19 protein-coding genes and 1 pseudogene are annotated in these 26391 nt (G+C 65.6%); 14 read left to right on the forward strand and 6 right to left on the reverse strand.

All coding sequences use genetic code 11. The features are described from left to right. Positions 1–51: 51 nt before the first annotated feature. The 6 genes from amaB to ISN38_RS02550 are packed head-to-tail and all read left to right on the forward strand — an operon-like array spanning position 52 to position 5700. Entirely contained in the window at positions 52–1584 is a 1533-nt protein-coding gene (gene amaB / locus ISN38_RS02525) for an L-piperidine-6-carboxylate dehydrogenase (RefSeq protein WP_003469583.1), read from the forward strand. Between the two features lie 58 nt (positions 1585–1642). Further along, positions 1643–1924, forward strand: a complete 282-nt coding sequence (locus tag ISN38_RS02530; protein WP_003469582.1) for a DUF4190 domain-containing protein — start codon at positions 1643–1645, stop codon at positions 1922–1924. A gap of 4 nt (positions 1925–1928) precedes the next feature. Next, the gene (locus tag ISN38_RS02535; protein WP_003469580.1) at positions 1929–2696 is read left to right on the forward strand and encodes a class I SAM-dependent methyltransferase; all 768 of its coding nucleotides are present in this window, start codon (positions 1929–1931) and stop codon (positions 2694–2696) included. Positions 2697–2705: 9 nt separating this feature from the next. Next, positions 2706–3761, forward strand: a complete 1056-nt coding sequence (locus tag ISN38_RS02540; protein ID WP_003469576.1) for a quinone-dependent dihydroorotate dehydrogenase — start codon at positions 2706–2708, stop codon at positions 3759–3761. Further along, positions 3758–4798 (forward strand): UDP-N-acetylmuramate dehydrogenase, encoded by a 1041-nt coding sequence (gene murB, locus ISN38_RS02545; protein WP_003469571.1) that lies wholly within the window; start codon positions 3758–3760, stop codon positions 4796–4798. The genes ISN38_RS02540 and murB overlap by 4 nt, the downstream gene beginning before the upstream one ends. A 32-nt stretch (positions 4799–4830) precedes the next feature. Further along, complete coding sequence (locus ISN38_RS02550; protein ID WP_399507492.1) at positions 4831–5700, forward strand: DMT family transporter; 870 nt, start codon at positions 4831–4833, stop codon at positions 5698–5700. A gap of 407 nt (positions 5701–6107) precedes the next feature. Here the strand turns inward: ISN38_RS02550 and xopF1 are convergent, their stop codons facing one another. Further along, entirely contained in the window at positions 6108–8126 is a 2019-nt protein-coding gene (gene xopF1 / locus ISN38_RS02555; protein ID WP_187829033.1) for a type III secretion system effector XopF1, read from the reverse strand. Further along, entirely contained in the window at positions 8123–8569 is a 447-nt protein-coding gene (gene hap3 / locus ISN38_RS02560; protein WP_038238192.1) for an Hpa3 family type III secretion system protein, read from the reverse strand. Before hap3 ends, xopF1 begins: the two co-directional genes overlap by 4 nt. A gap of 309 nt (positions 8570–8878) precedes the next feature. On the opposite strand from hap3, the pseudogene ISN38_RS02565 reads away from it, so the two are divergent. Continuing rightward, a pseudogene (locus ISN38_RS02565) lies at positions 8879–9083 on the forward strand (transposase); the annotation flags it as partial. Positions 9084–9377: 294 nt separating this feature from the next. On the opposite strand, the gene ISN38_RS02570 reads toward ISN38_RS02565, so the two are convergent. Both ISN38_RS02570 and ispG read right to left on the reverse strand, forming a co-directional pair. Further along, positions 9378–10103 (reverse strand): phosphatase PAP2 family protein, encoded by a 726-nt coding sequence (locus tag ISN38_RS02570; RefSeq protein ID WP_206712044.1) that lies wholly within the window; start codon positions 10101–10103, stop codon positions 9378–9380. Continuing rightward, positions 10084–11349: a flavodoxin-dependent (E)-4-hydroxy-3-methylbut-2-enyl-diphosphate synthase gene (ispG, locus tag ISN38_RS02575; protein WP_003469560.1), complete on the reverse strand. Its 1266-nt coding sequence runs from the start codon at positions 11347–11349 to the stop codon at positions 10084–10086. Before ispG ends, ISN38_RS02570 begins: the two co-directional genes overlap by 20 nt. A 126-nt stretch (positions 11350–11475) precedes the next feature. Here ispG and ISN38_RS02580 point away from each other — a divergent pair, with 126 nt between their 5' ends. The 3 genes from ISN38_RS02580 (at position 11476) to ISN38_RS02590 (ending at position 15196) form a co-directional block, all read left to right on the forward strand. Next, a complete protein-coding gene (locus ISN38_RS02580; RefSeq protein ID WP_047324801.1) occupies positions 11476–12699 on the forward strand; it encodes an ATP-binding protein in 1224 nt (407 codons plus the stop codon). After that, entirely contained in the window at positions 12696–13262 is a 567-nt protein-coding gene (locus ISN38_RS02585; protein ID WP_003469557.1) for a response regulator transcription factor, read from the forward strand. The genes ISN38_RS02580 and ISN38_RS02585 overlap by 4 nt, the downstream gene beginning before the upstream one ends. Before the next feature lie 143 nt (positions 13263–13405). Next, a complete protein-coding gene (locus ISN38_RS02590; RefSeq protein ID WP_206712045.1) occupies positions 13406–15196 on the forward strand; it encodes a sensor domain-containing phosphodiesterase in 1791 nt (596 codons plus the stop codon). 63 nt (positions 15197–15259) lie between these two features. Here the strand turns inward: ISN38_RS02590 and ISN38_RS02595 are convergent, their stop codons facing one another. Beyond that, entirely contained in the window at positions 15260–16822 is a 1563-nt protein-coding gene (locus ISN38_RS02595) for a sodium/sugar symporter (protein WP_003469553.1), read from the reverse strand. A 232-nt stretch (positions 16823–17054) separates the two neighbouring features. Further along, the gene (locus tag ISN38_RS02600) at positions 17055–19655 is read right to left on the reverse strand and encodes a glycoside hydrolase family 3 protein (RefSeq protein ID WP_206712046.1); all 2601 of its coding nucleotides are present in this window, start codon (positions 19653–19655) and stop codon (positions 17055–17057) included. 692 nt (positions 19656–20347) lie between these two features. Between ISN38_RS02600 and ISN38_RS02605 the strand changes: the two genes are divergently transcribed. The 4 genes from ISN38_RS02605 to ISN38_RS02620 are packed head-to-tail and all read left to right on the forward strand — an operon-like array spanning position 20348 to position 26376. After that, positions 20348–23155 (forward strand): type VI secretion system Vgr family protein, encoded by a 2808-nt coding sequence (locus ISN38_RS02605; RefSeq protein ID WP_241753979.1) that lies wholly within the window; start codon positions 20348–20350, stop codon positions 23153–23155. A 1-nt stretch (position 23156) separates the two neighbouring features. Then, on the forward strand, positions 23157–24125 hold the full coding sequence (locus tag ISN38_RS02610) for a DUF4123 domain-containing protein (RefSeq protein WP_108085042.1): 969 nt from the start codon (positions 23157–23159) through the stop codon (positions 24123–24125). 60 nt (positions 24126–24185) lie between these two features. Continuing rightward, positions 24186–24656 carry a DUF3304 domain-containing protein gene (locus ISN38_RS02615; RefSeq protein WP_108085043.1) on the forward strand — a complete coding sequence of 157 codons (471 nt, stop codon included), beginning with the start codon at positions 24186–24188 and terminating at the stop codon, positions 24654–24656. Position 24657: 1 nt separating this feature from the next. Then, on the forward strand, positions 24658–26376 hold the full coding sequence (locus tag ISN38_RS02620; RefSeq protein ID WP_146169995.1) for a T6SS phospholipase effector Tle1-like catalytic domain-containing protein: 1719 nt from the start codon (positions 24658–24660) through the stop codon (positions 26374–26376). Positions 26377–26391: the final 15 nt, after the last annotated feature.

Genomic DNA, 26391 nt, shown 5'->3' on the forward strand with positions numbered 1-26391 from the left:
CCCACCGCCTGCGGTCGCCTTCCCTGTCGCAACGATTTTCCAGGAGATTCCATGTCCGCTGACCTGCTCAAGGCGCTCGGCCTGACCGCGTCCAATTCCGGCACCTACCTCGGCAACGGCGAATGGTCCACGGCCACCGGCGCCGGCGTGCTGCAGCCGCTGAATCCGTCCAGCAACGCGGTCATCGCCGAGGTGCAGGCGACCACCATGCAGGATTACGAAACCGTGGTCGCCCGCGCGCAGGCCGCGTTCAAGGTCTGGCGCACCACGCCGGCGCCGCGCCGCGGCGAGGCGGTGCGGCTGTGCGGCGATGCGCTGCGCAAGCACAAGGACGCGCTGGGCTCGCTGGTCGCGCTGGAAATGGGCAAGAGCAAGCCCGAAGGCGACGGCGAAGTGCAGGAGATGATCGACATCGCCGATTTCGCGGTCGGCCAGAGCCGCATGCTGTACGGCTACACGCTGCACTCCGAGCGTCCCGGCCACCGCATGTATGAGCAGTACCAGCCGCTGGGCCTGGTCGGCATCATCAGCGCGTTCAACTTCCCGGTCGCGGTGTGGGCGTGGAATGCCTTCCTGGCCGCGATCTGCGGCGACATCTGCCTGTGGAAGCCGTCCAACAAGACCCCGCTGACCGCGATCGCGTCGATGAAGATCTGCAACGCCGCGCTGCGCGATGCCGGCTTCCCGGACATCTTCTTCCTGATCAATGACGCCGGCACCGAACTGGCCGAAACGCTGGTCGAGGACACGCGCATCGCGCTGATCAGCTTCACCGGCTCGACCCAGGTCGGGCGCAACGTCGCCGAGAAGTGCGCGCGGCGCCTGGGCCGCTGCCTGCTGGAGCTGGGCGGCAACAACGCGATCATCCTCGACGAGAGCGCCGACCTGAAGCTGGCGATCCCCGGCATCGTGTTCGGCGCGGTCGGCACCGCCGGCCAGCGCTGCACCACCACGCGCCGGCTGATCGTGCACGCCTCGATCTACGACACCGTGCTGGCGACGCTGCTCAAAGCCTACAAGCAGGTCGAAGGCAAGATCGGCGACCCCACCGACCCGGCCAACCTGATGGGGCCGCTGAACAGCCGCGGTGCGGTCGAGCAGTTCCTGGCCTCGATCGCCAAGGCCAAGGCCGCTGGCGGCACCGTCGAGACCGGCGGCACCGCGCTGGACCGTCCCGGCAACTTCGTGCTGCCGGCGATCGTCACCGGCCTGCACAACAGCGACGAAGTGGTGCAGCACGAGACCTTCGCGCCGATTCTGTACGTGATGAAGTACGACACGCTGGACGAGGCCATCGACATGCAGAACGGCGTGCCGCAGGGCCTGTCCTCGTCGATCTTCACCCAGAACCTGAAGGCGGCGGAGAAGTTTCTGTCGGCGGCCGGCAGCGACTGCGGCATCGCCAACGTCAACATCGGCACCTCGGGTGCGGAGATCGGCGGTGCGTTCGGCGGCGAGAAGGACACCGGCGGCGGCCGCGAATCCGGCTCGGACGCGTGGAAGGTGTACATGCGCCGGCAGACCAACACGATCAACTACTCCGACTCGCTGCCGCTGGCGCAGGGCATCAAGTTCGATCTTTGACACAATGCGCGCGGCGCGCTGCCGCACGCTCCACCCTTGCCTCCAGGAGTCCGGCCCGATGAGCAACGTCCGCGAAACCAATTCCCTCGCCGTGGTCAGCCTGGTCGCCGGCATCCTCGGCTGGACCCTGATGCCGCTGCTCGGCAGCCTCGGTGCGATCATCACCGGACACCTGGCACGCGCAGAGATCCGCCGCCAGCCGCAGCGCTTCCAGGGCGACGGGCTGGCGGTCGGCGGGCTGATCCTGGGCTGGACCGCGGTGATCGTCGCGATCCTGTCGGTGCTGGCGTTCGTGCTGTTCTTCGGCGGGCTGGCCTGGTTCGCCAGCACCCAGGCCTGAGCCGATGGACGCCTCCGCTCCGCGCGAACGCTTCAGCGACCGCGTCGCCGACTACGTCCGCTACCGCCCCAGCTACCCGCCGGCCTTGCTGGACTGGGTGCACGGGGAACTCGGCGTGGCACGCGAGGCGCAGGTCGCCGACATCGGCGCCGGCACCGGCATTTCCACCCGCATGTTCCTGCAGGCCGGGCATCCGGTGCTGGCGGTGGAGCCGAACGCGGCGATGCGCGCCGCCGCCGAGAGCTGGCTGCGCGACGTCCCCGGCTTCGCCGCAGTCGACGGCAGCGCCGAGGCCACCACCCTGCCCGCCGCCAGCGTCGATCTGATCAGCGCCGCGCAGGCCTTCCACTGGTTCGACCTGGACGCGGTACGCCGCGAATGGGCGCGTGTGCTGCGTCCAGGCGGGCTGGCGCTGGTGTACTGGAACTCGCGCCTGCTCGACAGCACGCCGTTCCTGCAGGACTACGAACAATTGCTGCGCGACTACGGCACCGACTACAGCGCGGTGGCCGAGCGTTACCACGACGATGCGACGATGCAGCGCTGGTTCGGCGCCGGGCTGCGCGGCACCGCGCAGTTTCCCAACGTGCAGCAGCTGGACTACGACGGCCTGCGCGGGCGCCTGCTGTCCTCCTCGTATGCGCCGCTGGCCGGGCATCCGCGCCACGAGGCGATGCTGGTCGCGCTGCGCGCGCTGTTCGATCGCCACCAGGTGGATGGCCTGGTCGATGTCCACTACCGTACCCGTGCCTTCGCCGGCACGTTGAACTGAGCTGTGCCCATGTATTCCCTCGCCCGCCCGTTCCTGTTCGCCCTCGACGCCGAACGCGCCCATGCGCTAGGCTTGCGCGCGATCGAGATGGCCTACCGCACCGGCACCAATCCGCTGCTGGCCAAGGCGATCGCGCCGATGCCCACGCGCGCGTTCGGCCTGGAGTTTCCCAACCCGGTCGGGCTGGCCGCGGGCCTGGACAAGAACGGCGAGCACATCGACGCGCTGCTGGCGCTGGGCTTCGGCTTCGTCGAAATCGGCACCATCACCCCGCGCCCGCAGCCGGGCAATCCGAAGCCGCGCATGTTCCGGCTGCCGCGGGAACAGGCGGTGATCAACCGCATGGGCTTCAACAACCTCGGCGTGGACGCGCTGGTGCGCAACGTCGAACGCGCGCGCCGCCGCCGCGGCCTGCTCGGCATCAACATCGGCAAGAACAAGGACACGCCAAACGAGGACGCCGCGTCGGATTACCTGCATTGCCTGGAGAAGGTCTATGCGCTGGCCGACTACGTGACCGTCAACATCTCCTCGCCGAACACCGCCGGCCTGCGCGAGCTGCAGGAGGAACAGGCGCTGCGGCAGCTGGTGTCGCAGCTGCGCGAGGCGCAGGAAGCGCTGGCCGCACGCCATGGCAAGCGCGTGCCGATGCTGGTCAAGGTCGCGCCGGACCTGAGCGACAGCGACATCGACGCGGCGGCGCGGGTGCTGTCGGACCTGCAGGTAGACGGGGTCATCGCCACCAACACCACCATCGCCCGCCCCGGCCTGGAGCACGACGCGCTGGGTGCCGAAGCCGGCGGCCTGTCCGGCGCGCCGCTGTTGGAGCAGTCCACGCTGGTGCTGCGCCGGCTGCGCGCGCGCCTGCCCGAGGCGATCCCGTTGATCGGGGTCGGCGGCATCCTGTCCGGCGCCGATGCGGTGGCGAAGATGGCCGCCGGCGCAGCGCTGGTGCAGTGCTACAGCGGGCTGGTGTTCCGCGGCCCGGCGCTGATCGGCGAATGCGTCGAGGCGATGCGCCGGCGCCGCGAAGCGCCCAGCCGCGGCGCGGTCGCTGCACTATGAGCAACGCCTGGTCGCTGACCGCGAATGCGCCGCTGCAGGCGCTGAACACCTTCCATGTGGCCGCGCAGGCGCCGTGGCTGCTGCAGATCTTCGCCCCCGAGGCACTGCCCGAGGCACTGCTGGCGCCGCAGCTGGCCGGCGCGGCGCTGCTGCCGCTGGGCAGCGGCAGCAACTTGCTGTTCGCAGGCGACGCGCCCGGCGTAGTGCTGGCCTTCGCCAACCGCAGCATCGACACGCTCGAACACCGCGTGGACTACGCCATCGTCCGCGCCGGCGCCGGGGTGGGCTGGCACGAGCTGGTGATGTGGTCGCTGGCGCAGGGCCTGTCGGGCCTGGAGAACCTGGCGCTGATCCCCGGCACGGTCGGCGCCGCGCCGATCCAGAACATCGGCGCCTATGGCGCGCAGGTCGGCGAGTTCGTGCACGTGGTGGAGGCCTACGACCGCGCCGACGCGCGCTTCGTGCGGCTGGACGCGGCCGCCTGCGAGTTCGGCTACCGCGACAGCCTGTTCAAGCGCCAGCCCGACCGTTATCTGATCGCCGCGGTGGAATTCAACCTGCCGCGGCTGCATGCGCTGCGCCTGGACTACGCCGGCATCGGCGAGGAACTGGAGGCGCTCGGCATCGCCATGCCCGGCGCGCCCGACGTGGCGCAGGCGGTGATCAACATCCGCCGCCGCAAGCTGCCCGACCCGGAGGTGCTCGGCAACGCCGGCAGTTTCTTCAAGAATCCGCTGCTGCCGGCCGAACAGGCGCAGGCGCTGCAGCACGCGTACCCGGCGCTGCCGGTATTCCCCGGCGACGGCGAGGACCAGCGCAAGCTGTCGGCGGCATGGCTGATCGAGGCCTGCGGCTGGAAAGGCCACCGCGACGGCGACGCCGGCGTGTCCGCCGCGCACGCGCTGGTGCTGGTCAATCACGGCCAGGCCAGCGGCGCCGAGCTGCTGGCGCTGGCGCGGCGCATTTCCGCCTCGGTGCTGGAGCGCTTCGGCGTGATCCTGGAGCCGGAACCGCGCATCGTCGGCGCGCACTGGTGAACCAGGCCGTCTCATTGCGTGCGGCCGCGCTGATGCTGGGCAGCACGCTGTCGTTCGGATTCATGGTGGTCGCGATCCGGCTGGCCTCCGCGCACCTGTCCACGGTGGAGATCGCCTTCTTCCGCAACCTGTTCGGCCTGCTGTTCCTGCTGCCGATGCTGCTGCGCCCGGGCCAGCCGTTGCCGCGTACCGCGCAGCTGCCGCGCTACCTGCTGCGCACCGCGATCGGCCTGGTGTCGATGCTGGCCGGGTTCTGGGCGATCGGCCACCTGCCGCTGTCGCAGGCGATCGCGCTGTCCTACTCCACGCCGCTGTTCGTGACCCTGGCCGCGGCGTTGTGGCTGGGCGAGAACGTGCGCCTGCGGCGCTGGATGGCGGTGCTGTGCGGCTTCGCCGGCGTGCTGATCATCCTGCGCCCCGGCGCGGCCACGTTCAACGCCGGCACCCTGGTCGCGCTGCTGGCGGCAGTGATGGGCGCGCTGGTGGCGATCCAGATCAAGCAGCTGGCACGGGTGGATGCGGCCAATACTGTGGTGTTCTACACCTACGCGTTCTGGGTGCCGATGTCGCTGCTGCCCGCGCTGTTCGCCTGGACCTGGCCGCAGGGCATCGACTGGCTATGGCTGCTCGCCACCGGCCTGTTCGGCACGCTCGGGCAACTGCTGTGGACGCGGGCGCTGCGCATCGGCGAAGTCTCGGCGCTGACCCCGATCAGCTTCATGCAGCTGCCGTTCGTGGCGCTGCTTGGCTGGTGGCTGTTCGCCGAGGCGATCGCCGCGCATACCCTGCTCGGCGCGAGCATCATCGTCGCCGCCAACGTCTACATCGCGCATCGCGAATCGGTCCTGGCCAAGCGCGCCGCCACGTGCGCGCCGCTGGAAGGGGCAAAACCGGGCGAATAAGGGTGCCGCCACGTCTGCGCAAACACCATCCATGGGCGCACGATCGATTCCATCAGCGCCGATACGGCGCCTGTGCTTGCGTGGCATCGTTGCGTCGCCTGTTGCTGCGGCCGGCACCGCCCGCCTGCGCCATCGAGGTTCCCGCGTCTACACCGCCCCGCATGCGCCAGCGCATGGGCGTCGTGGCCGCGACCAGCCCGTGTCGCAATCTGGCCGCGGCCGCGGCACTCGACATCCTCGTTCACGGCGACGATCGAGCGGCAGTCCACAGTCAACGCCCATCTTTTCGGTGTGTGCCGGATGCCAAGCGCGGTGGTGTCGCCGCTAGCGCGAGAAGCCTGCGTGCAGCCAGGCTGCGACCCGCAAGCGGCCACCCTTCAACCACCTGCAAGCGTCCGGCTGCATGCTCAGGACCTACCGTGTTGCCACTGCCGCAGCTGTTCCTTGTCAGCATAGGCAGTTTTAACCGTCTGCAACTGTGCGATCAACTCGGCGGTCAACGCGGGGTCAAGCAGTCGCTCACCGTCACTGGCCTCTTGCAACATGGCCAGCCGATCAAGTGCATTTTCGACAGCCGCAAGCAAGACCGACGGCGTGCTTTTTTGGTCTTTTAGCTGCTGCAAATCGTCGCGTAATGGGCCAGCGCCAGGGCTGAGCGGCACCGGCACGCCAGCGCCTTCTTCCATCGAGCGCGCAACATCGGCCTCCACTGGCGGCGAAAGCAACGCGATCGTCGTGTCCAGAATCTTGGCGATATCCTGCGGCGTGCACGAAATCGTCCTGTCCTGCTCGGCTACCGCAATGGCACGCTCCTGGTCCAGTCGTGTGGCCTGGGTCGCGTTGGTACCGTTCTTGGCTTTGAACGCATTCCAGACCAGGTCGTTGAAGAACATCTGCGTTCCTTGCTGCAACATCCATGCTGGCGAATTGTCGGCCTCTCCCGGCAGGCTGCCACCGCCATACCCGCCGCGCAGGGTGGACGCGATCAATCTGGTGGCCCCGAGCGAGGCAATATTGGACAGCACGTTGCCGACCATATGACGTCCCAGCACGTCGCGTAGTGCCGTCGTTGCCGCATTGGCCGTGCTGAAGGCCTGACCGGCCAGCGCCATCGCTTCCTTACCGGTCTGCAGAACATAATCGGGAAAATGCACGGCGTCGGACCACGTGGCCGGAGGACGTGTCTTGTCCGGCAATGCCAGGGCGAACAGATTCAAGCGCTGATGCCCACCAAACAGATCGGGAACCGTCACCTGACCAGTGCGCCCCATGACCTTGGCGGCGTCCAGCAGCGCCTTGTGCAAAGCGCCTGCGCCGCCAATGGCGAGCGCGCTCAAGCCGACCTCGGCAGCGGCCGTACGGGTTGCCGGATCGCCTGAGGTGCGCCGGGCGGCGTTAAAGACGCCGCTGATCGATGGCCTAAACAGCATCGTGTCCAGCGCCGTATCGTCAAGTGTGGATTGGCGCTGGGATATCCCCGCACGGAGGTCGTAAGCCTGTGCCGTGAGGTCAGCGCGCGTCGGCGTGCCGTTCTCACCGGGACGCATGAAGCGTTTGCTTCCGTCCGAAGCGATTTCCAACAGGACCGGAGGCGGGTCTGGCACCAGGATTTTGGGGTCGACCGCCTGGAAACGCGGCAGGTTGGCGACCCGGGCACGCCGGTCCATCGAGGGGAGCAACAGCGTATCGCAAGTATACGATCCCATTCCCGATATCACCCCGGCAAGCATCGCCGTACTCACCGGCTCGGATGCGGGAGCGTGACTGCTCTGATAAGCGGCGGCCGCCGAAATTCCGAGTGGCGTGCGCAGTGCGCCAACGAGAAATGATCTGAGACATTCGTAGGCAATGGGCAGCGATGCTTTTTTGCCCAAGGCCTTCATATCCCCGGCAACTTCGTAGGCGGCGTCCGGTCCGAACGCATCGGCACGTTCCTGGAGACGGGCATCGGCCCATTGCAAGTAGCGCGCCTGCAATTCCTCCTGCTCTTTCGAAGGCTCGGCAAACGGGCGCTTCTTCAGATCGGCACGCAGCTGCGCCTTCAGGCGGTCGGTAGTAGCCGAACGACGCTCTGCAGAGGAACCCGGCTCAGCCGAGGGGATGACCATCTGCTGGCCGCCTCGCGGCTGTCCAGCGCGATGGCTGCTGTCCGCGCGCTGAGATGCAGCGTGGGAAGATTCTCCGAATTCTGGGTGCCGCTGTCTCATTTCGGTGGAGGATGCTTCGCCCCCAGTTGGGTTGGCGTTGGTCTTTGCGCGCGCACCCGAGCGCAAACGCGCGCTTGGTGGAGATAGGCCTTCCAATGGCGCGGGGCGCGACGGCTGCGTTGCCGGCACGAAACCATCGCTCTGATGCACTGCGTTGGCATGCCCGGACGACGCACTCGGGATAGACGCTGGAGCGCTGTTCTGGCGTGTGAGCTTCATACGGTCGCTTCCTTAGCGCTGCCGGCCTGTGTGACCAGCGCATCCAAGACGACACGCGCGATGACCTGTCCGCGCTCAAGGGTGGCTGCCACGTCTTCAGGCGTCTGCGCGAGCAACAACGGGCAGATACAGAGCAAGCCGAGATTGGACATCGTCAACCGCCAACCGTATTCGGTCAGCAGTTGCTCCTGTAGCGCCAGCAGTGTCACCACCTCGTCTCCACCCAATTCGCGTGCGGCCAACGGCAGGATCACTTCCGGAAAACCTGCCACACCGTCGTCCTGCACCCGCGTATACACGCGGCACAGCATGCCTGCAGGTCCGAGGACGGTCTCGCCTTCGCGCAGCCGCTGCACCAGCGCATCGGTTAACCCGAGGCGTATGCCGAGGCTGGAAAAAAACGCCGTGCCCATGGAATCGTGATGAGTTTGATCAGACGTCATTGAGATACCTCAAAGTGAGAATTTCGACATGTTTTATGTGTCAACTTGCCCCGCTGGGCAATATTTTGACAGCCATGGACGAACGATCGGGATGACAGCGCGAATCACCGTCGCAGCGCACGAAGCGCGCCGGCGTTACTTTCAAAAACGCATTCGACCAACGCACTCTGATTCGAGAAAAACCAAGAAACTTCGTGGAAGCGATACAGCCTTGGAGCAACCAACAAACCATCTTGCACTACCGAACACAATGGCAAAAATGCCAGCATGGCCCGTCGCGAAGATATTCCGATTGCGCCGTGAAAGCGCATTGAGCCGCTGATTCCGCACGTGAAGCCCTCGTGCCCAAGGGCGATCGGCCGCGCATCAGCGATCAGCAACCCTCAACGCCATCCTCTACGTCACGCGCACCTGCATTGCCCGGGAAGATCTGCCGCTGGAGTTAGGCTATGGCAGTGGCATGATCTGCTGGCGGCGTCTGCGCGACTGGCACGCCGCCGGTGTGTGGAATAGATCGAGCGCGATGATCGGCTGGGGGCGACATCGCTGGGTGGTGGCCTGCGCGACCATCTGTTTTCGTCGTCTTTGGGGTTTGTCAACCGCTCCACGCGTGAGCGCTTGCGCAGGCAATCAGCACTGGCTGGGCGTTTTTCATTTGTCTGCGAGGGAAAGGCCGCTCGATGCGTCAGAAAGGAAGCATGGCGCTGTGACAGCGAGGACTCACACAGGCAGAGTCATCCAGCGCTGCGCGGACCGGTTGCCAACCACAGCATTGCCGAGATGTCGCGGATGGACCACGACCGAAAGCTCACCACGCACCGCAATCGGGCGCCGCGCGCCGAGAGCGCCAGCGCGGCCGCCGTTCGCCTAGGAACAGTAGCAAATACAGCCCGACCACCCACACCAGCGCCGCACACCAGCCGCCGAGGATGTCGGAGGGGTAATGCACGCCCAAGTAGATCCGCGACACGCCGACCAGCAGCGCGAACGTGCCTGCCAGCAGCAGCACCGGCCAGCGCCAGCGGGTGCGCCAGGCCAGCGCGACCAGTACCGCGGCCAGGGTCATCGAGCCCATCGCGTGGCCGCTGGGAAAGCTGAAGGTGTGCTCCGGCGCGATCGACTCCCACAGGCTGGGCCGGTCGCGCTGGAAGAACTGCTTGGCGCTCATGTTCAACAGCGCCGAACCGACGAACGAGAAGCCGGCGAACATCGCCTCGCGCCAGCGCCGCAGGCCCAGCAACAGCAGCACGATCAGCGTGTCCAGCGGGATCACCCCGTACTGGTAGCCGGCCTCGGTGACGACGGTAAAGAACCGGTCCCAGCCCGGCGAGGCCAGGCCGCGCATGCTCCACAGCAACGGTTCGTCGAAGTAGAGGTTCTCCAGTGCGTGGACCTCGTCGGCCAACGCCACGAACACGCCCATCGGCAGCAGCACGCCGGCGAACAGCAGAGCGATGCGCCAGGCGTTGCGGCACAACCAGTGACGCAAGCCGGCGGCTTGCTCGGCCGGGGTTTCACCCGGCGCGGCGGACATACTTGGTCTGGACGTAGTCGTCGATCAGCGCGACGAACTCGTGGGCGATGTTCTCGCCGCGCAGGGTCACCGTCTTTTCGCCATCGACGAACACCGGCGCCGACGGCGCCTCGCCGGTACCCGGCAAGGAAATGCCGATGTTGGCGTGGCGCGATTCGCCCGGCCCGTTGACCACGCAGCCCATCACCGCCAGGGTCATGTTCTCGGCGCCGGGATGGCTCACCTTCCACTCCGGCATCTTCGCGCGGACGTGGTTCTGCACCACCTTGGCCAGTTCCTGGAAGAACTCGGAGGTGGTGCGGCCGCAGCCCGGACAGGCGGTGACCAGCGGGGTGAAGGCGCGCTGGCCGGTGGTCTGCAGCAATTCCTGGGCGACGATCACTTCCTGCGTGCGCGACTGCCCCGGCTCGGGGGTCAGCGAAATGCGGATGGTGTCGCCGATGCCTTCCTGCATCAGCACCGCCAGCGCCGCGCTGGACGCGACGATGCCCTTGCTGCCGATGCCGGCCTCGGTCAGGCCCAGGTGCAGCGCGAAATCCGAGCGCTGCGCCAGGTCGCGGTACACCGCGATCAGTTCCTGCACGCCGCTGACCTTGCAGCTGAGCACGATGCGGTCGCGGCCCAGGCCCAGTTCCACCGCACGTTCGGCCGAATCCAGCGCCGAGCGGATCAGCGCCTCGCGCAGTACCCGGCCGGCGTCCCACGGCGTGTCGCGGCGCGAATTCTCGTCCATCAGCTGCGCCGCCAGCGCCTGGTCCAGCGAGCCCCAGTTGGCGCCGATGCGCACCGGCTTGTCGTACTTCAGCGCGAACTCGATCAGCTGCGCGAACTGGGTGTCCTTCTTCTTGCCGAAACCGACGTTGCCGGGGTTGATCCGGTATTTGGCCAGCATCTCGGCGCAGGCCGGTTCGGCGGCCAGCAGCTGGTGCCCGTTGTAGTGGAAATCGCCGATCAGCGGCACCTCGATGCCCATCATCCGCAGCTTGTCGACGATACGCGGGATCGCCGCGGCCGATTCGGCGTTGTTGACGGTCAGCCGCACCAGCTCCGAGCCGGCGCGCCACAACTCGGCCACCTGCTTGACCGAGGAGGCCACGTCGGCGGTGTCGGTGTTGGTCATCGACTGCACCACGATCGGCTGGCCGCCGCCCACGACGACGCCTCCGACGCGGACCGGCTGGGTGGAACGGCGCGCCCAGGGCGCGGCGTCGCTGGGGGGGGTGGGTCGGCTGACGGCGTCGTACATGCGCGCATTTTAGCGTGTACGGGCGTCCGCGCCCCAGCCCACCGCGCTGCCGGGTTCAGCGGTCCGCCGGACACTGCGACGGTTTGTCGCAGACAGCCGCGTGCGCCAGCGCATACGATGCGGGCCATGACTTCCACCGATGCCTCGTTCCTGCGCACCCTGTGCAGCCTGCGCTGGCTGGCCACCGCCGGGCAGGCGGCGACGATCCTGGTCGCGACCTGGGCGATGCGCCTGCCGCTGCCGCAGCTGCCGCTGTGGTCCGGCGTGGCAGCGTTGACCCTGTTCAACCTGTATGCGCAGCTGCGCCTGCGCCATGCCGACACCGCCGCGCCGGCCACCGCCTTCGGCCACATCCTGGTCGACGTGACCGTCCTGACCTGGATGGTCGGCTGGAGCGGCGGCATCGGCAACGCCTTCGGCTCGCTGTTCCTGGTGCTGATCGCGCTGGCGGCGCTGGCCCTGCCGCTGCGCTGGGCGCTGGCGGTCGCGCTGGCCTGCGTGGCCGGCTACGCGGTCAGTGCGCTGTTCGGGCTGCCGCTGCCGCGCGGCCCGCACCAGGCCCTGGACCTGCAGCGCTGGGGCATGGCCGCCAATTTCCTGCTGTCCACCGTCGTGGTGCTGGTGTTCTCCACCCGCCTGGCGCTGTCGCTGCGCGAACGCGAACGCGAGCTGGCGCTGCTGCGCGAGCGCTTCACCCGCAACGAAGGCATCGTCGCCCTGGCCACCCACGCCGCCTCGGTCGCGCACGAGCTGAACACGCCGCTGGCGACGATGACCCTGCTCACCGACGACATCGTCGAACAGAGCGATCAGCCGGAACTGCGCGAGGACCTGGAAACCCTGCGCGAACTGCTGGTGCAGTGCCGCGAACGGGTGCTGGCGCTGGCCGCGCCGGCGCAGCGCCCCGGCGGCGGCACGGTGGCGCTGGCGCACGTGCTGCACCGGTGGCAACTGGTGCGGCCGACCGTGCAACTGTGCCGCAACGACGACGCGCCGCTGCAACTGCGCCTGGAGAGCGCGATCGGCCACCTGCTGCAGGTGCTGCTGAACAACGCCGCCGATGCCGGCGAACGCGCCGGCCATCCGCAGGTGGACCTGAGCGTGCGGGTCACCGGCAGCGAACTGGTCGGCGAGGTCCGCGACTACGGTGGCGGCTTCGACGCCAACCAGGTCGCCCTGCCGGCCACCCTGTTCCGCAGCGGCAAGCCCGACAGCATGGGCGTTGGCCTGGCGCTGTCGCATGCCACCATCGAACGCCTGGGCGGCGAACTGTGGACCCAACCGGCGCCGGACCACGGCGCACGGGTCGGTTTCCGCCTGCCGCTGCTCGCCCTGGAGACGCCCGCATGAGCATCGACGCCCCGCTGGGCCTGCTGGTCGACGACGACCCGCTGTACCTGCGTACCCTGCAACGCACCCTGGCCCGCCGCGGGCTGGAGACGCTGACCGCCGACAGCGGCGCCGCGGCGCTGGCGCTGGCCACGGCGACGCCGCCGGACTACGCGCTAATCGACCTCAAGCTCGGCGATGAGTCCGGCCTGGCGCTGATCCAGCCATTGCGCGCGATCCGTGCCGACATGCGCATCCTGCTGGTCACCGGCTACGCCAGCATCGCCACCGCGGTGGAGGCGATCAAGCTCGGTGCCGACGACTACCTGCCCAAGCCGGCCACGGTGCAGATGATCCTGCGCGCGCTGAGCCTGGAGGCGGAGCCTGCGGACGAGGACGACGGCATCGATCTGCCGGACGCGATGACGCCGCTGAGCCGCCTGCAGTGGGAACACATCCAGCAGGCCATGCACGAGACCGGCGGCAACGTCTCGGCCGCCGCGCGCCTGCTCGGCATGCACCGCCGCTCGCTGCAGCGCAAGCTGGCCAAGCGCCCCAGTCCGCAGCGCGAGCCGCCGCGCTGAGCAGGCGCGAGCGGCATGTGCGGCAGCGTGATTGCCTCGGCGGCCTCCACATCGCCCTCACTTTCCCGGCCGGAAGGTGTTGGCCGGGCGCGCATGTCGCCGCCAACGGTTCAAGTCGTGCGCCCGCGCGCCGCTAACCCGGCATGACTCCATCCTCTCCGCCATTGCCGCCCGACGAATCGAAGAGGCTGGCCACGCTGCGCCAGCTATGCCTGCTCGATACCCCGCCCGACCGCGTCTTCGACCTGATCACCCAACTGGCCTCACGCACCCTGCGCGCCCCGATCGCGCTGGTCTCGCTGGTCGACGAGCAGCGCCAGTGGTTCAAGTCGCGGGTCGGCCTGGACGCGGCGCAGACGCCGCGCAGCCAGGCCTTCTGCGCGCATGCGATCCACAGCCCGGAGCTGTTGGTGGTCACCGACGCGCGGCAGGATCCGCGCTTTCGCGACAACCCGCTGGTCACCGGGCCGCCGTTCATCCGCTTCTACGCTGGCGCGCCGTTGATGCTGGCCGATGGCACCGGCCTGGGCACGCTGTGCGTGATCGACAACGAACCGCGCAGCGAATTCGATGCGCCGTCGCGGCAGACCCTGCAGCAATTGCGCGACCTGCTGCTGCTGCGGATCGAGACCCTGCGCAACACCGGCTTCGTCGATGCGCTGACCGGCCTGCCCAACCGCAGCGGCTTCAACGAAGACTTGACGATGTGGCTGTCGCTGCAGGCCGTGAACCAGCACGACGCCTGCGTGGCGATCGACGTCTGCGGCACCGAGTACTTCCGCGACATGGTCAAGGCATTGGGCTGGGAATACGCCGAGGGCTACCTGCTGGCCACCCGCGACCGCCTGCTGCAAGCCCTGGACGGGCTGCCGGCCTACCGCATCGATACCAGCAGCTTCGCCTTCGTCGTGCAGGGCAACGACCCCGCGCAGCTGGCATTGCATTGCGAGCGCGTGTGCAGCGCCTTCGCCGAGCCGATCGAGCACCAGGGCATTCCGCACGCCGCAACCCCGTCGCTCGGCGCGGTGAGCCTGGACGGTGCGCTGAGCGCCAACCATACGCTGCGCTCGCTGACCACCGCGGTGGACATAGCGCGCCAGCGCGGCCTGCCGTGGAGCCTGTACGAGCGCAGCCACGACGCCAGCCAGCGCAACGCGTTCCGCATCCTGGCCGCGTTGCCGGAGGCGCTGGACGCACGCGAGCAGTTGAGCCTGCACTACCAGCCGCGGGTCAGCCTGCGCAGCGGCGAATGCGTCGGCGTGGAGGCGCTGCTGCGCTGGCAGCATCCGCTGCTCGGCAATGTCGCGCCCAACGACTTCATCCCGCTTGCGGAAAAAACCGCGCTGATGAGCCGGGTCACCACCTGGGTGCTGCAGGCCGGCATCGCCCAGGCCGCGCTGTGGCAACGGCAAGGGCATCGCTTCAGCGTCTCGCTGAACGTGTCGGCGGTGGATCTGGAACGGGCCGACCTCATCGCCACGCTGCGCGAACTGCTGGCGCAACATGCGCTGGAACCGGGCCGCATCGAAATCGAGTTCACCGAAAGCGCGATGATCCGGCATCCGCAGCGCGTAGCCGAACAGCTGCAGGAGATCAGCGCGATGGGGGTGAAGATCGCCATCGACGATTTCGGCAGCGGCTACAGCAACCTCAGCTACCTCAAGCGCATCCCCGCCAACGCACTGAAGATCGACCAGTCGTTCGTCCGCTCGCTGCCGGACAGCCGCAAGGACTGCATGATCGTGCCGTCGATGATCCGGCTCGGCCACGACTTCGGCCAGCAGGTGGTAGCCGAAGGCATCGAGAGCGAGCAGATCTACGACATGCTGCGCGAATGGGGCTGCGACGAGGGCCAGGGCTACTGGATCGCACGGCCAATGCCGGCGGCAGCGCTGGAGACCTGGCTGGCCACGCCCTGGCGCGACCCCGCCTGAGCGCGCGGGCGAACCCGCCGCGGCCGCAAACGCACGGCCGCTGCGGCCACGCTCAGGCCGCGCTCACCAAAACACCGCGTACAGCGCGATCAGGATCGCGACCACGCCCACCGCCCCGATCTTAAAGCCGAGCGTGGTGGCATAGCCGACGTCGTCGGTGCGGATCAGGTCGCGCGCCTGCGTGGCCGGGGTCAGCAGCGACACCACCACCGCCAGCACCAGCGCCGCCACGAACACCACGCCAATGCGGTCCATGAACGGCAATGCCGGCCAGGCGAACTTGAGCGCGAACGACAGCACCACCGAGCCGATCGCCGCGGTCAGCGCGCCGGCCTCGTTGGCGCGCTTCCAGAACAGGCCGAGCATGAAGATCACCACCACGCCGGGAGTGAAGAAGCCGGTGAATTCCTGGATGAACTGGAAGCCCTGGTCGAAGTTGCCGAGCAGCGGCCGCGCGGTGAGGATGCCGACCAGCACCGACGTCACCGCGGCGATGCGACCCACCCGCACCAGGTGCTTCTGTTCGGTCTGCGGGCGGAACTTGGCGTAGAAGTCCAGGGTGAAGATCGTCGCCACCGAATTGATCTTCGACGCCAGCGAGGCCACGATCGCCGCCACCAGCGCGGCGAACACCAGGCCGAGGATGCCGCTGGGCAGCAGCTGCATCATGGTCGGATAGGCCTGGTCGGGCTTGGCCAGGGCCGGCGCCAGCACCACCGCGGCGATGCCCGGCACCACGATCACCAACGGCATCAGCAGCTTCAGGAACGCGGCGAACACCATGCCCTTCTGCGCCTCGCCGATGTTCTTGGCGGCCAGCGCGCGCTGGATGATGTACTGGTTGAAACCCCAGTAGCTGATGTTCATCACCCACAACCCGCCCAGCAGCACGCTCAGGCCCGGCAGGTCCTTGTAGAACGGGTTGTCCTTGCTCAGGATCATGTGGAAGTGCTCGGGGTGCGCGGTCCACAGGTGCTTGAACCCGGCCAGCACGCCGGCACCGGCACCGATGCGCGACAGGGTCAGCCCGGCCACCAGCAATCCGCCCAGCACCAGCAGGGTGACCTGCACGATGTCGGTCAGCGCCACCGCCTTGAGCCCGCCGTACAACTGGTAGACCAGCGCGAACACGCCGATCAGGGCCAGCGCCAGAGTCTGGTCCATGCCGGTGACCTGGCTCACCGCGATCGAGCCCAGCCACAGGATCGAAGTCAGGTTGACGAACACGTACAGCAGCAGCCAGAACACGGCCATCAGCGTGCGGATCCACTTGCCGTAACGCTGCTCCAGGAACTGCGGCATGGTGTAGATGCCGTTGCGCAGGAAGATCGGCAGGAAGAACTTGCCGACGATCAGCAAGGTCAGCGCCGCCATCCATTCGTAGGACGCGATCGCCAGGCCGATCGCATAGCCGGAACCGGCCATGCCGATGATCTGCTCGGCGGAGATGTTCGCCGCGATCAGCGACGCGCCGATCGCCCACCACGGCAGGGCCTTGCCGGCCAAGAAGTAGTCCTCGGCGCTCTTGCTATGCCCGGCCTTCTCCCGCGATACCCATTGCGCGAGCACGAAGATGCCCGTCAGGTAGACCACTACGATCGCACTATCCAATATCGCCAGACCCACTGCATTTCTCCCACGGGCCGCGGCCCTTTCGCCTGTGTCTCGATGCGCCCATCCGCACAGGACGGGCGTTGTCTTTGTAATGGCCGAGCGCGACCGCGAGCGGTTTGCGCAGCGACTGGCGCTATCCGCCTTCGCCGCAGTCCCGGCATCCCGCCCTGCGCCGCTTGCGTCCGTCTCGGTCGCAGGCGACGCCATCCGGCGACGGTGCCAGTGCACTCTCCTCAGGCGCGCATCAGCGCACCGGGCAATCGACCACGCTCTGCGCGTCGTTGCTGGCGCCCAGCGCGACCCGCGACAGCGACAGATCCAGCGTGCCGTCGCTCTCGATCACCGGCAGCCGCTCCAGCCTGGACACATCGGCGCCGGCGACGCTGAAGCACTTCAACGGCACGCCCAGCGTGCGCCATTCGCCCTTGGGCAGCGCGGCCAGCGCCTTGCCCAGATCGACCTGCGCTGGCGTACAGCCATTACCGCAGGCCACACCGATGCGCGCGCTGCCGCTCGGCGCCGCGTCCACCTTCAAGGTCAGGATCAGCTGCACGTCGCCGTTGCTTTCGCGCGACACGTCCAGCGGCCGGGGCAGCACCAGCGCCATGCCCGCCTTGCCCTTGCCCGACCACTTGAGGCGGCGCGCATCCTCCTGCGCCTTGTGGTCGACCGAAGTCATCCTGAGCGAACCGTCGGCCAGCGCCGCCGGCGTCGTCACCGCCGGCAGATTGGCCTGGCTGGCGCCTTGCAGGATCATGGTGATGCCCGCCGCCGGCTTGCCGCGCTCGAAGTACACCCCGCCCACCGCTTGCGCGCCGGACACACCGGAGACTTCCGACAGCCGGATCAGATCGCCCTTGTCGGCATAACGCAGGCCATAGCCGAACGCGAACTGCGGGTTGTAGTTCTTCTGCCCGACGTTGTTGGCGTACTGGGTCGCGGTGCGCGGCCAGGAGAAGCTGAGCTTGCCGTGGAAATCGTACTGGATGCCGCCGTCCGGCTTGCGCAGCAGCACGTCGGCGATGCCGCCGCCTTCCGACCCCGGCAGCCACGCGGCGACGAAGGCATCGGCGGTATTGATCTCGCGGTTCACCCACAGCGGGCGCCCGCTCAGGAACACCGCCACCACCGGAATGCCCTCGGCCTTGAGCGTCTTGATCAGCTGCAGGTCGCTGTCGTCGCCGGGCTTGTACAGCAGCGTGGCGATATCGCCCTGGAACTCGGCGTACGGGTTCTCGCCGAACACCACCACCGCCACGTCCGGCTTGGTCTGGTACTTGCCGTCGATCGCCAGCTCGGCGCTGCCGCCGGCCGCCGTGACCTGCGCCTGCAGGCCTTCCCAGATGGTGTTGCCGTTCGGGTAGTCGGCGCGCTTGGTGCCGGTGCCCTGCCAGTTCAGCGTCCAGCCGCCGGACTGCTTGCCCATGTCGTTGGCGCCGTCGCCGGCGACCAGCACCTTGCTCTGCGGCTTCAGCGGCAGCAGCTGCTTCTGGTTCTTCAGCAGCACCAGCGACTCGCGCACCGCCTGCCGCGCCACCGCGCGGTGTTCGGGCGCGCCGAGCAGTTCGAACTTGCCGCCGAGCGGGCGCTGCGACGGCTTGCCGGCCTCGAACAGGCCCAGCCGCAACTTGACCCGCAGGATCCGCCGCACCGCATCGTCCAGCCGCGGCATCGGGATCTCGCCCGATTTGACCGCCTGCAACGCGCTCTCGTAATAGCCCTTCCAGCTATCCGGCGCCATCAGCATGTCCACGCCGGCATTGAACGCGGCCGGGCAGTCGTCGTTGCGGCAACCGGGCACCTGGCCATGGCCGTTCCAGTCGCCGACCACGAAGCCGCCGAAATGCATCTGCCCCTTCAGCACGTCGGTCAGCATCGGCGTGTTGCCGTGCATCTTCACCCCATTGAAGCTGTTGAACGAGGCCATCACCGTCTGCGCGCCGGCGGCGATCGCCGGCGGATAGCCGGCGCCGTGGATGTCGCGCAGCTGCTGCTCGCCGACCCGGGTATCGCCCTGGTCCTTGCCGTCGGTGGTGCCGCCGTCGCCGAGGAAATGCTTGACCGAGGCGATCACGTGCGAACCGTCGAGGAAGCCGGGCTGCCCGGGCACGCCCTGCAGGCCTTCGACCACCTTGCCGGCAAAACTGGCGACCACCTCGGGCGATTCGGAATAGCCCTCATAGGTGCGGCCCCAGCGATCGTCCTGCGGCACCGCCACGGTCGGCGCGAAGGTCCACTCCATGCCGGTGGTGCGGGTCTCGGCAGCGGTGACCGCGCCGATCTTGCGCATCAGCTCCGGGTCGCGTGTGGCGCCCAGGCCGATGTTGTGCGGAAACAGCGTGGCGCCGACGATGTTGCTCTGCCCGTGCACCGCATCGATGCCGAAGAGGATCGGGATCGCCAGACCGCCATTGCCCTTGTCCATCGACGCCGCGTAGTAGGCATCGGCCAACTTCAGCCACTCCGCCGGGCTGGCGTCGTACTTGCCGCCGGGATCGGAATTGCCGCCGGCCAGCACCGAGCCGATGTGGTACTTGCGCACGTCGTCCGGGGTCATGCTGGCGATATCGCCCTGCACGATCTGCCCGACCTTCTGCTCTACCGTCATCTGCGCCATCAGCTTGGAAATGCGCGCCTCCAGCGCCGCATCGGCGGCCAGCGGCCAGGCCGGCGACGGCCACAGCTGCGGATGGATCGCCGGCGGCGCGACGGCGACGGCAGTAGCGGCGGCCGCAGCCGATTGGCCAGGGCCGGCCGCGGCCAGCGCCAACAGGCCCAGCGCGGCAGCAGTGACCAGCGCATTGCGAATCGGCGCGGACACGCCGCCAGCGGACTGTTTTTGCAAGATATTCCCTCCCAGGACCGGCGAACGCGCCACACACGGCAACCGCGCTCCCTCCCGAGACGCGCGACCGGAGCCTACGCTTCATTAATTGCCCCGATGCTGTCAACAACGCCGCGAGGTATGCCTGACCCGGCAATGGATATCGGATTGCGCTATAGCGATGGAATACCGACAACGTCGACTTCATGCACGAGGGGCGCGTTCGCAGGCCGCGGCTGCGACGACGGCGGCGAATGTATTTTGCGGCACCGCAACAACCGCTTGCCCTAGGACTGCGCAAACTTCGCCGCGGCAGTGTTATGTAGTGTGCATGGCGCGGCGGCCAAAGAACCGCGAGCCACCATGCAGCCCACCCCCACAACTGGCAGCCCCATCGCACCGATGCCCAGGCCACACTCAAGCCGATCCTGGCCGCCGGCCTGCTCGCCGTAGAACTTGGCCTGTCCTGCTCCGGCACCGGCAAGCTCACGCCAGCCTTCGCGCTTGAAGGGCCACAGGGCGCGTCCGCGTCACCGCGCATCTCGCCCGCGGGCAGGCGCGTGACCCGGGCCGGTCGCCACCTGGACGCATGCCCATCAGCGAGCCCAAGGGGTGGTGACGCCATGACAGATTTGCTAACGTGCGCGCAGGGGTTCAGTCAAGTCAACGCTGGGGAGCGCTGACGGGGAGATTCAGTGATGGATGCACTGACAATGCTAACGACCGCAATAGCACAGTTCGACGATACCCAGCGCCTATACCGCTTGCAGCTGCCTGGCGGGGATGTCCAGGTGGTGGAGCGCTGGAGCGGGTCGGAACGCCTGAGCGAGGGGTTCGTGTGGTGGGTGGACGTGCTGAGCACGCAGGCGGGCTTGCCGCTGGAGGCGTGGCTGGGGCGTCGCGCGACGCTGTACACCCGGCTGGCCGATGGCGGCGAGAGCCCGCGCACGGGGCTGATCCACGAAGCGTACGAACTGGGCAGCGACGGCGGTCTGGCGCGCTACCGGGTAGGCCTGGTGCCGTGGACGTGGTGGCTGTCGCAGGGCCGGCACAGCCGGGTGTTCCAGGAACGCACGCTGGTGCAGATCGTGGAAGCGGTGTTCGCCGACTACGCGCCGATGGCGAGCTGGCAGTGGAGCGAGGAGGTGACCGGGTTCCTGGCCCAGGCGCGGCCGCGCAGCGACTGCGTGCAGTACCGCGAGAGCGACCTGGACTTCGTGCAGCGGCTGCTGGCCGAGGAAGGGCTGGGGTGGCGGCTGCAGGAGGCGGACGCGTCGCCCGGCGGGCACCAGCTGGTGGTGTTCGCCGACAGCGCCGCGCAACCGCAGGACCCCAGTTCGGCGCAGGGCGGCGGGCTGCGCTACCACCGCAGCGACGCCACCGAGGCGGCCGACAGCGTGCTGGCGCTCGGCGCCACCCGGCGGCTGGGCAGCGGCCGGCTGACCGTGCTCAGCGAAGACGTCAAGACGCGTCAGGCGCGCAGCGCGCAACTGCCGCTGCACGGCGGCGGCAGGCAGTCGCTGCGCGAGCTGTACGAGCCGGTGGGGATGGACGCCTTCGCCAGCGCGCAGGAAGCGGACCGCTATGCGGAGTTGATGGCGCAGGCGCAGGAGGCGCAGTGGTCGCCGTGGCAGGGCCGCAGCACGGTGCGCACGCTGCGCGCCGGCACCTGGTTCACGCTGACCCAGTCGCCGCAGCAGGGCCAGGCGCCGCCGGCGCAGCTGCTGCTGACGCGGGTGTGGCATGCGGGCATCAACAACCTGCCGGTGGACGTGCGCGCGGCGGTGCAGGCGCAGTTGGGGGCCGCGCCGGCGTGGCCGGACGCCAGCGCGGTGGCCGCACGCAGCACCTGGGCGCAGGCCGAGGCGGTGGGCTACGGCAACGCCTTCGAGGCGGTGGACCGGCAGCAGCCGTGGCGGCCGGTGCTGGCCGACGGCACCGGGGCGCGGCTGAACCCGCGGCCGACCGCGCCGGGCTACCAGAGCGCCATCGTGGTCGGCGCCGATGGCAGCACCAGCGGCAGCCAGGAGGTCTATGCCGACGCGCTGGGCCGGATCCGGGTCAGGTTCCACTTCCAGCACGCCGCGTCGGCCCCGGCGGCGCAGGACAGCACGTGGCTGCGGGTGGCGCAGCGCTACGCCGGCCCGGGCGTGGGCAGCCAGTTCCTGCCGCGCATCGGCCAGGAAGTGCTGGTGGGCTTCCTGGAGGGGGACATCGACCGTCCGGTGGTGCTGGGCGCGCTGTACAACGGCAAGGGCGAAGCCGGCGTTCCCGCCACCCCCGGCGGCGCCAGCGCCGAGGCCGACACCCGCCTGTATGCCCAGGCCGGCGACGGCCGACCCAGCGCGCAGGGCAACCTGGCCGGCGGCCACGCCCCGGCCTGGCACGGCGCCGGCGGCGGCGCGGACAACCACCGCAACGCCACCGCGCTGTGGGGCGTGCAATCCAAGGAATGGGGCGGCGCTGGCCACAGCCGGCTGGTGTTCGACGACAGCGACCAGCAACTGCGCTTGCAACTGGCCACGACCCAGGCGGCCACGCAACTGAACCTGGGGCACCTGATCCACCAGGCCGACAACTACCGCGGCAGCTTCCGCGGGGAAGGCTTCGAACTGCGCACCGACGCATGGGGCGCGGTGCGCGCCACCTCAGGGTTGTGGCTGAGCAGCTATGCACGCAGCAGCGGCCCGGCCGGCGAGGCGACCCAGCCCAGCGCATTGCTGAGCCAGTTGCAGACGCTGGGCAAGACCTTCTCGCAGGCGGCGGGCACGCACCAGACGGTGAAACTGGCCGCGCACGAAGGGGCAAAGAAGGCGAACCAGTCGCAACTGATCCCCGATCAGGCGCCGCTGCAGGCGTTGCTGACCAGCGTGAAAACCACGGTGCCGGGCACGGCCTACGCCGACGCCAAGGGCGCGGCGGCCGAGCGCAGCGCCAGCCCGGGCGACGGCCGCGTACCGCACACCGGCGATGCGCTGCTGGGCCTGGCCGCACCGGCGGGGATCGGCGTGGTGGCCGGCCAGGGCCTGAGCTGGAGCGTGGGCGAGACGCTGACGCTGGCCAGCGGCGGCGGCAGCGAAGCGGCCATCGCCGGCGACGCGCGCCTGCACAGCGGCCAGGCGATCGGGGTGCTGGCCGCGGCGGTGGACGGCGGGCAAACGCAGGCGCACAGCCTGAGCCTCGTCAGCGGCGAAGGCGAACTGGACGTGCAGGCGCAGTCGGACGAAGTGCGCGTGCAGTCGAAAGAAGGACTGAAGCTGATCAGCGCCAATGCCGAAGTGGAACTGGCGGCAGGCAAGACCATCCACCTGGCGGTGGCCGGCGGCGCCAGCGTGACCATCGAAGGCGGCAACATCACCGTCGCCTGCCCCGGCACCATCACCGTGCAGGCCAGCAAGAAGTCGTTCGTGGGGCCGGTGCAGCAGAACTACAAACTACCGATCCTGCCTCAGGAGGTATGCATCGAGTGCCTGATCAAGCGCGCGGCCCAGCGCGGCGGCTTCGTGAATAAGGGTGCATGACATGATTCTGGAAAGGGATAATACGCAGCCTTCTGAAATAGTCGCGCTATTCGTGACCAGCGATACGAGTGACATAGCAGAAGTCGGATATTGCTACGCATTGATTGATCCCGCACAAGACGGGCAGATTCTTGATGCGCTGCGTCATGCACGCGCCCACTGTTTCCTGGGTGACGCCAGCGCGGTAAGAGAAGTGTCGCCACACCTAGTCGAGCTTCCCAGTGGCACCCATTCATTATCAAGTTGGAATAAATTAATACGTCGCGGCAAAGAAAAACCTTGCGCTTTGCTTTTACGTAGCAATCTAAGCTTCGACCGACTTTTCTCTCATTTTTTGGATTTTCTTGACGTGCAGGTCAATGATTCCACTACGATGCTTCTTGCGTGGTGGGATGCGGCTATTCTAGCGAGCCTACTAGGACAGCCAAATGATAAAACCCTCCATGAAAGGGGCCCGGTTTTTACTGCTCAACAGCGACGCGCATTTGTTGATCCGTTGATCAAAATCGGATATTGGGATCGCACAGGCCAGCTACAAGTAATCAAAGTAAAAGAGCTCGATGAAACTGTGCCGGCCTTATCCTCGGAGTATCTCCGGGATTCCGTATTGCCCCTAAAGTTCTCTGCCGATCAAGTTCGCTTGCTGGTAAAAGCGACTACACCCGATCAAGTATTGCATGAATTAAGGCTAAATCAACCAGGCGTGCTTTCAGATCGAAGCGAATGGGAAAACTATCGGATGACCTGCAATCTCGTCGATGCAGCCCGCAACTACGGTATTGTTGGCTTGCAAGATATGGTTAATTTCACGGGAGCCGGGATGATTTTGGGTGAGGAGTTTTATCTACATCCGAAAATTTCGGGCGAACTTGCAGCTATCCAAGAGAGTAAGCGTTCCTTCTCCGATGTTCTGAAATCGCTGCCCCCAGACCTGCTGTTACAAGCCAAGAAATGGAAGCGCATAGATTGAGGGAATTTCCCATCATAAGTGCATAAAATAATTTATCTCAATCATTAAGGCCGTCAGTTCATGTCAAGCAACCCACGGTTTTTTCGAAAAATAATAAATCACTCATTTTCTTCAATAAAAGAAAAATCAATAAAAATTTCAATTATTTTACTTTCACTTACCGCAGGTGGCTGTATGGCTCGTGAAATGACAGTAAACGTGGTTGTATTTAATTACACATCAAAGCCACTTGCGGAAATGACTGTACAAGGGAAATACGTGGGCGGCTACTTTCAAGAGTATGGAGATGGTGGAACAGGAGGAGGTGTTTTCTGTTGTATTGATGTAAAACAGGGGCCAGCCGAGGTCAAATGGACTTATGGCGGCGAGGAAGGAACGCCAAAGACAGGAATCAATGCGTCATCTTCTGGGGACATTCCTGTACTACGGGGTGATTACAAGTACCTTGGCGTACACATCTACCCTGATGAGAAAGTGGAGTTTACTCTAACGGAAAGTATACCTGCCGAAAGAAGGGAAGGAGAAAATTGAAATGGAAGAACTTCATGACCTCATAGCGTCTCTGACAGCTTCGACCAATGATGTCAGCAAGAATGAACCCAATGCTACACAAGACTGTTATGATCGCCTTAAGATTTCTATTTTTTTTGATGGGACAGGCAATAATCGCGATGCGGATGCAGAGGGCCATAAATGGAGCAATGTTGCAAGACTCTTTGATGCGTCCCGGAGGGAGCCAAATAATGGAATATATTCCTACTATATATCAGGGGTCGGCACCAAGCTAAATCAATCCGAGCCTTGGTGGAAGATCTCTAAATATATTCGCGACACATCATCCGTAGGCGGCGGGGCTGGCATAGGCGTTAATTCGCGCTTGGAAAATGGTGACTTAAGCATGGATAACATGCTTAAGCGCGCCCTAGAGATTGCCACTGAAAAAAAGGGCGGTGAAATTAAATCGATTTATACCAAAAATCAGAGCAATGGATTTCAGCAGCTTAATTTAGCCCTTAGTAATCATCGATTGATAAAGTCGATTGAAGTTTCAATATTTGGATTTTCAAGGGGCGCTGCGCTAGCTAGGGCATTTGTAAATCGATTAATTGGATTTTGCAAAAAAGAAAATGGCACCTTAACTTACCAGACATACCCGATTACATTTAATTTCCTAGGCATTTTCGATACTGTCGCTTCAATGGGCAGGCCAGCAAGAAATGACTTCAAAGAAGTTGATCTATGGCTTCCAAGTGAATTACAGTGCTGCATTCATTACGTCGCCGCGCACGAGCTGAGGTATTCGTTCCCAGTCGATTTGATTCGCCAGGGCACTGGATATCCTTCAAATTGGAAAGAAGATGTTTTCCCGGGTGTGCATTCTGACGTAGGAGGTGGATACGGGGAAGAAGAGCAAGGTCGTTCTAATGAGCTAGCACGTATACCATTAATGAGCATGTACCGCGAGTCACTTATAAATGGGGTTCGACTTTTTAATTGGAACAAAATCTCCAGCGACTCATTATTGAAAAAGAAATTTATTGTGCCGCAACAAGTGCAGAGCCTGTTTGATGAATATATGAAATCTGTTGGGCTGGATGGCCAAAATGGCACAATCGAAAATCGAATTAAAGCGCATATGAAGTTATGGTATACCTATAAGCACGCGGTTAGTAGTGAGGCATCATCCGGAAATGTGACTTATCAGGAGTCGTCCAGGGCATTAAAGTCTAAAATTGAGCAACTCAATTCCAGCATTTCTGGCATTGTACGTAATGGATCGCGTAGTCAGGCTGAGTTGGAACGTGCTCGTCAGCTTGCGAAACAGCGCGATGAAACTCAGGCAAGTTTGGATTCATTGGAGAGTGGGAAATCTCAAATTGACGGTGGTCAATTTACAATCGCTGAAGAAGCAGCTGAGCTTCTCGAAAAACGTAAAAATAATGAGCCTTTGAAAGTTGGCAAGATAGGGGCTTCGGGTCATTACGTATTTGAATCGACTGCTGAGGCATGGATGCTCGATGCTTATTATAGTGCTCCGCCTAAAATAGGAGTAATTACCTTCTTTGACAAACTTGTGCATGACTCCAAGGCGGGATTTCTTGGAGGACACGAGCCATTTGCTTATTTCCGAAATCGCGGTGTGTGGGAGTCAGCCAATCCAAGTCCCGTACTATCAAACTATGAGCAAGAACGCCAAGCTCTACAGAACCAAATCAACATCAAGGGCGTTGATTTCTCTGCATTTCGCTAAAAATCTGCCGCCTGC

This window comes from Xanthomonas translucens pv. undulosa (assembly GCF_017301775.1).
Classification (GTDB): domain Bacteria; phylum Pseudomonadota; class Gammaproteobacteria; order Xanthomonadales; family Xanthomonadaceae; genus Xanthomonas_A; species Xanthomonas_A translucens.

What these genes read in the sequence shown, in the direction of transcription:
- amaB (WP_003469583.1), top strand. Translation starts at nt 52, where the DNA reads ATGTCCGCTGACCTGCTCAAGGCGCTCGGCCTGACCGCGTCCAATTCC.
- ISN38_RS02530 (WP_003469582.1), top strand. Translation starts at nt 1,643, where the DNA reads ATGAGCAACGTCCGCGAAACCAATTCCCTCGCCGTGGTCAGCCTGGTC.
- ISN38_RS02535 (WP_003469580.1), top strand. Translation starts at nt 1,929, where the DNA reads ATGGACGCCTCCGCTCCGCGCGAACGCTTCAGCGACCGCGTCGCCGAC.
- ISN38_RS02540 (WP_003469576.1), top strand. Translation starts at nt 2,706, where the DNA reads ATGTATTCCCTCGCCCGCCCGTTCCTGTTCGCCCTCGACGCCGAACGC.
- murB (WP_003469571.1), top strand. Translation starts at nt 3,758, where the DNA reads ATGAGCAACGCCTGGTCGCTGACCGCGAATGCGCCGCTGCAGGCGCTG.
- ISN38_RS02550 (WP_399507492.1), top strand. Translation starts at nt 4,831, where the DNA reads ATGCTGGGCAGCACGCTGTCGTTCGGATTCATGGTGGTCGCGATCCGG.
- xopF1 (WP_187829033.1), bottom strand. Translation starts at nt 8,126, where the DNA reads ATGAAGCTCACACGCCAGAACAGCGCTCCAGCGTCTATCCCGAGTGCG.
- hap3 (WP_038238192.1), bottom strand. Translation starts at nt 8,569, where the DNA reads ATGACGTCTGATCAAACTCATCACGATTCCATGGGCACGGCGTTTTTT.
- ISN38_RS02570 (WP_206712044.1), bottom strand. Translation starts at nt 10,103, where the DNA reads ATGTCCGCCGCGCCGGGTGAAACCCCGGCCGAGCAAGCCGCCGGCTTG.
- ispG (WP_003469560.1), bottom strand. Translation starts at nt 11,349, where the DNA reads ATGTACGACGCCGTCAGCCGACCCACCCCCCCCAGCGACGCCGCGCCC.
- ISN38_RS02580 (WP_047324801.1), top strand. Translation starts at nt 11,476, where the DNA reads ATGACTTCCACCGATGCCTCGTTCCTGCGCACCCTGTGCAGCCTGCGC.
- ISN38_RS02585 (WP_003469557.1), top strand. Translation starts at nt 12,696, where the DNA reads ATGAGCATCGACGCCCCGCTGGGCCTGCTGGTCGACGACGACCCGCTG.
- ISN38_RS02590 (WP_206712045.1), top strand. Translation starts at nt 13,406, where the DNA reads ATGACTCCATCCTCTCCGCCATTGCCGCCCGACGAATCGAAGAGGCTG.
- ISN38_RS02605 (WP_241753979.1), top strand. Translation starts at nt 20,348, where the DNA reads ATGCTAACGACCGCAATAGCACAGTTCGACGATACCCAGCGCCTATAC.
- ISN38_RS02610 (WP_108085042.1), top strand. Translation starts at nt 23,157, where the DNA reads ATGATTCTGGAAAGGGATAATACGCAGCCTTCTGAAATAGTCGCGCTA.
- ISN38_RS02615 (WP_108085043.1), top strand. Translation starts at nt 24,186, where the DNA reads ATGTCAAGCAACCCACGGTTTTTTCGAAAAATAATAAATCACTCATTT.
- ISN38_RS02620 (WP_146169995.1), top strand. Translation starts at nt 24,658, where the DNA reads ATGGAAGAACTTCATGACCTCATAGCGTCTCTGACAGCTTCGACCAAT.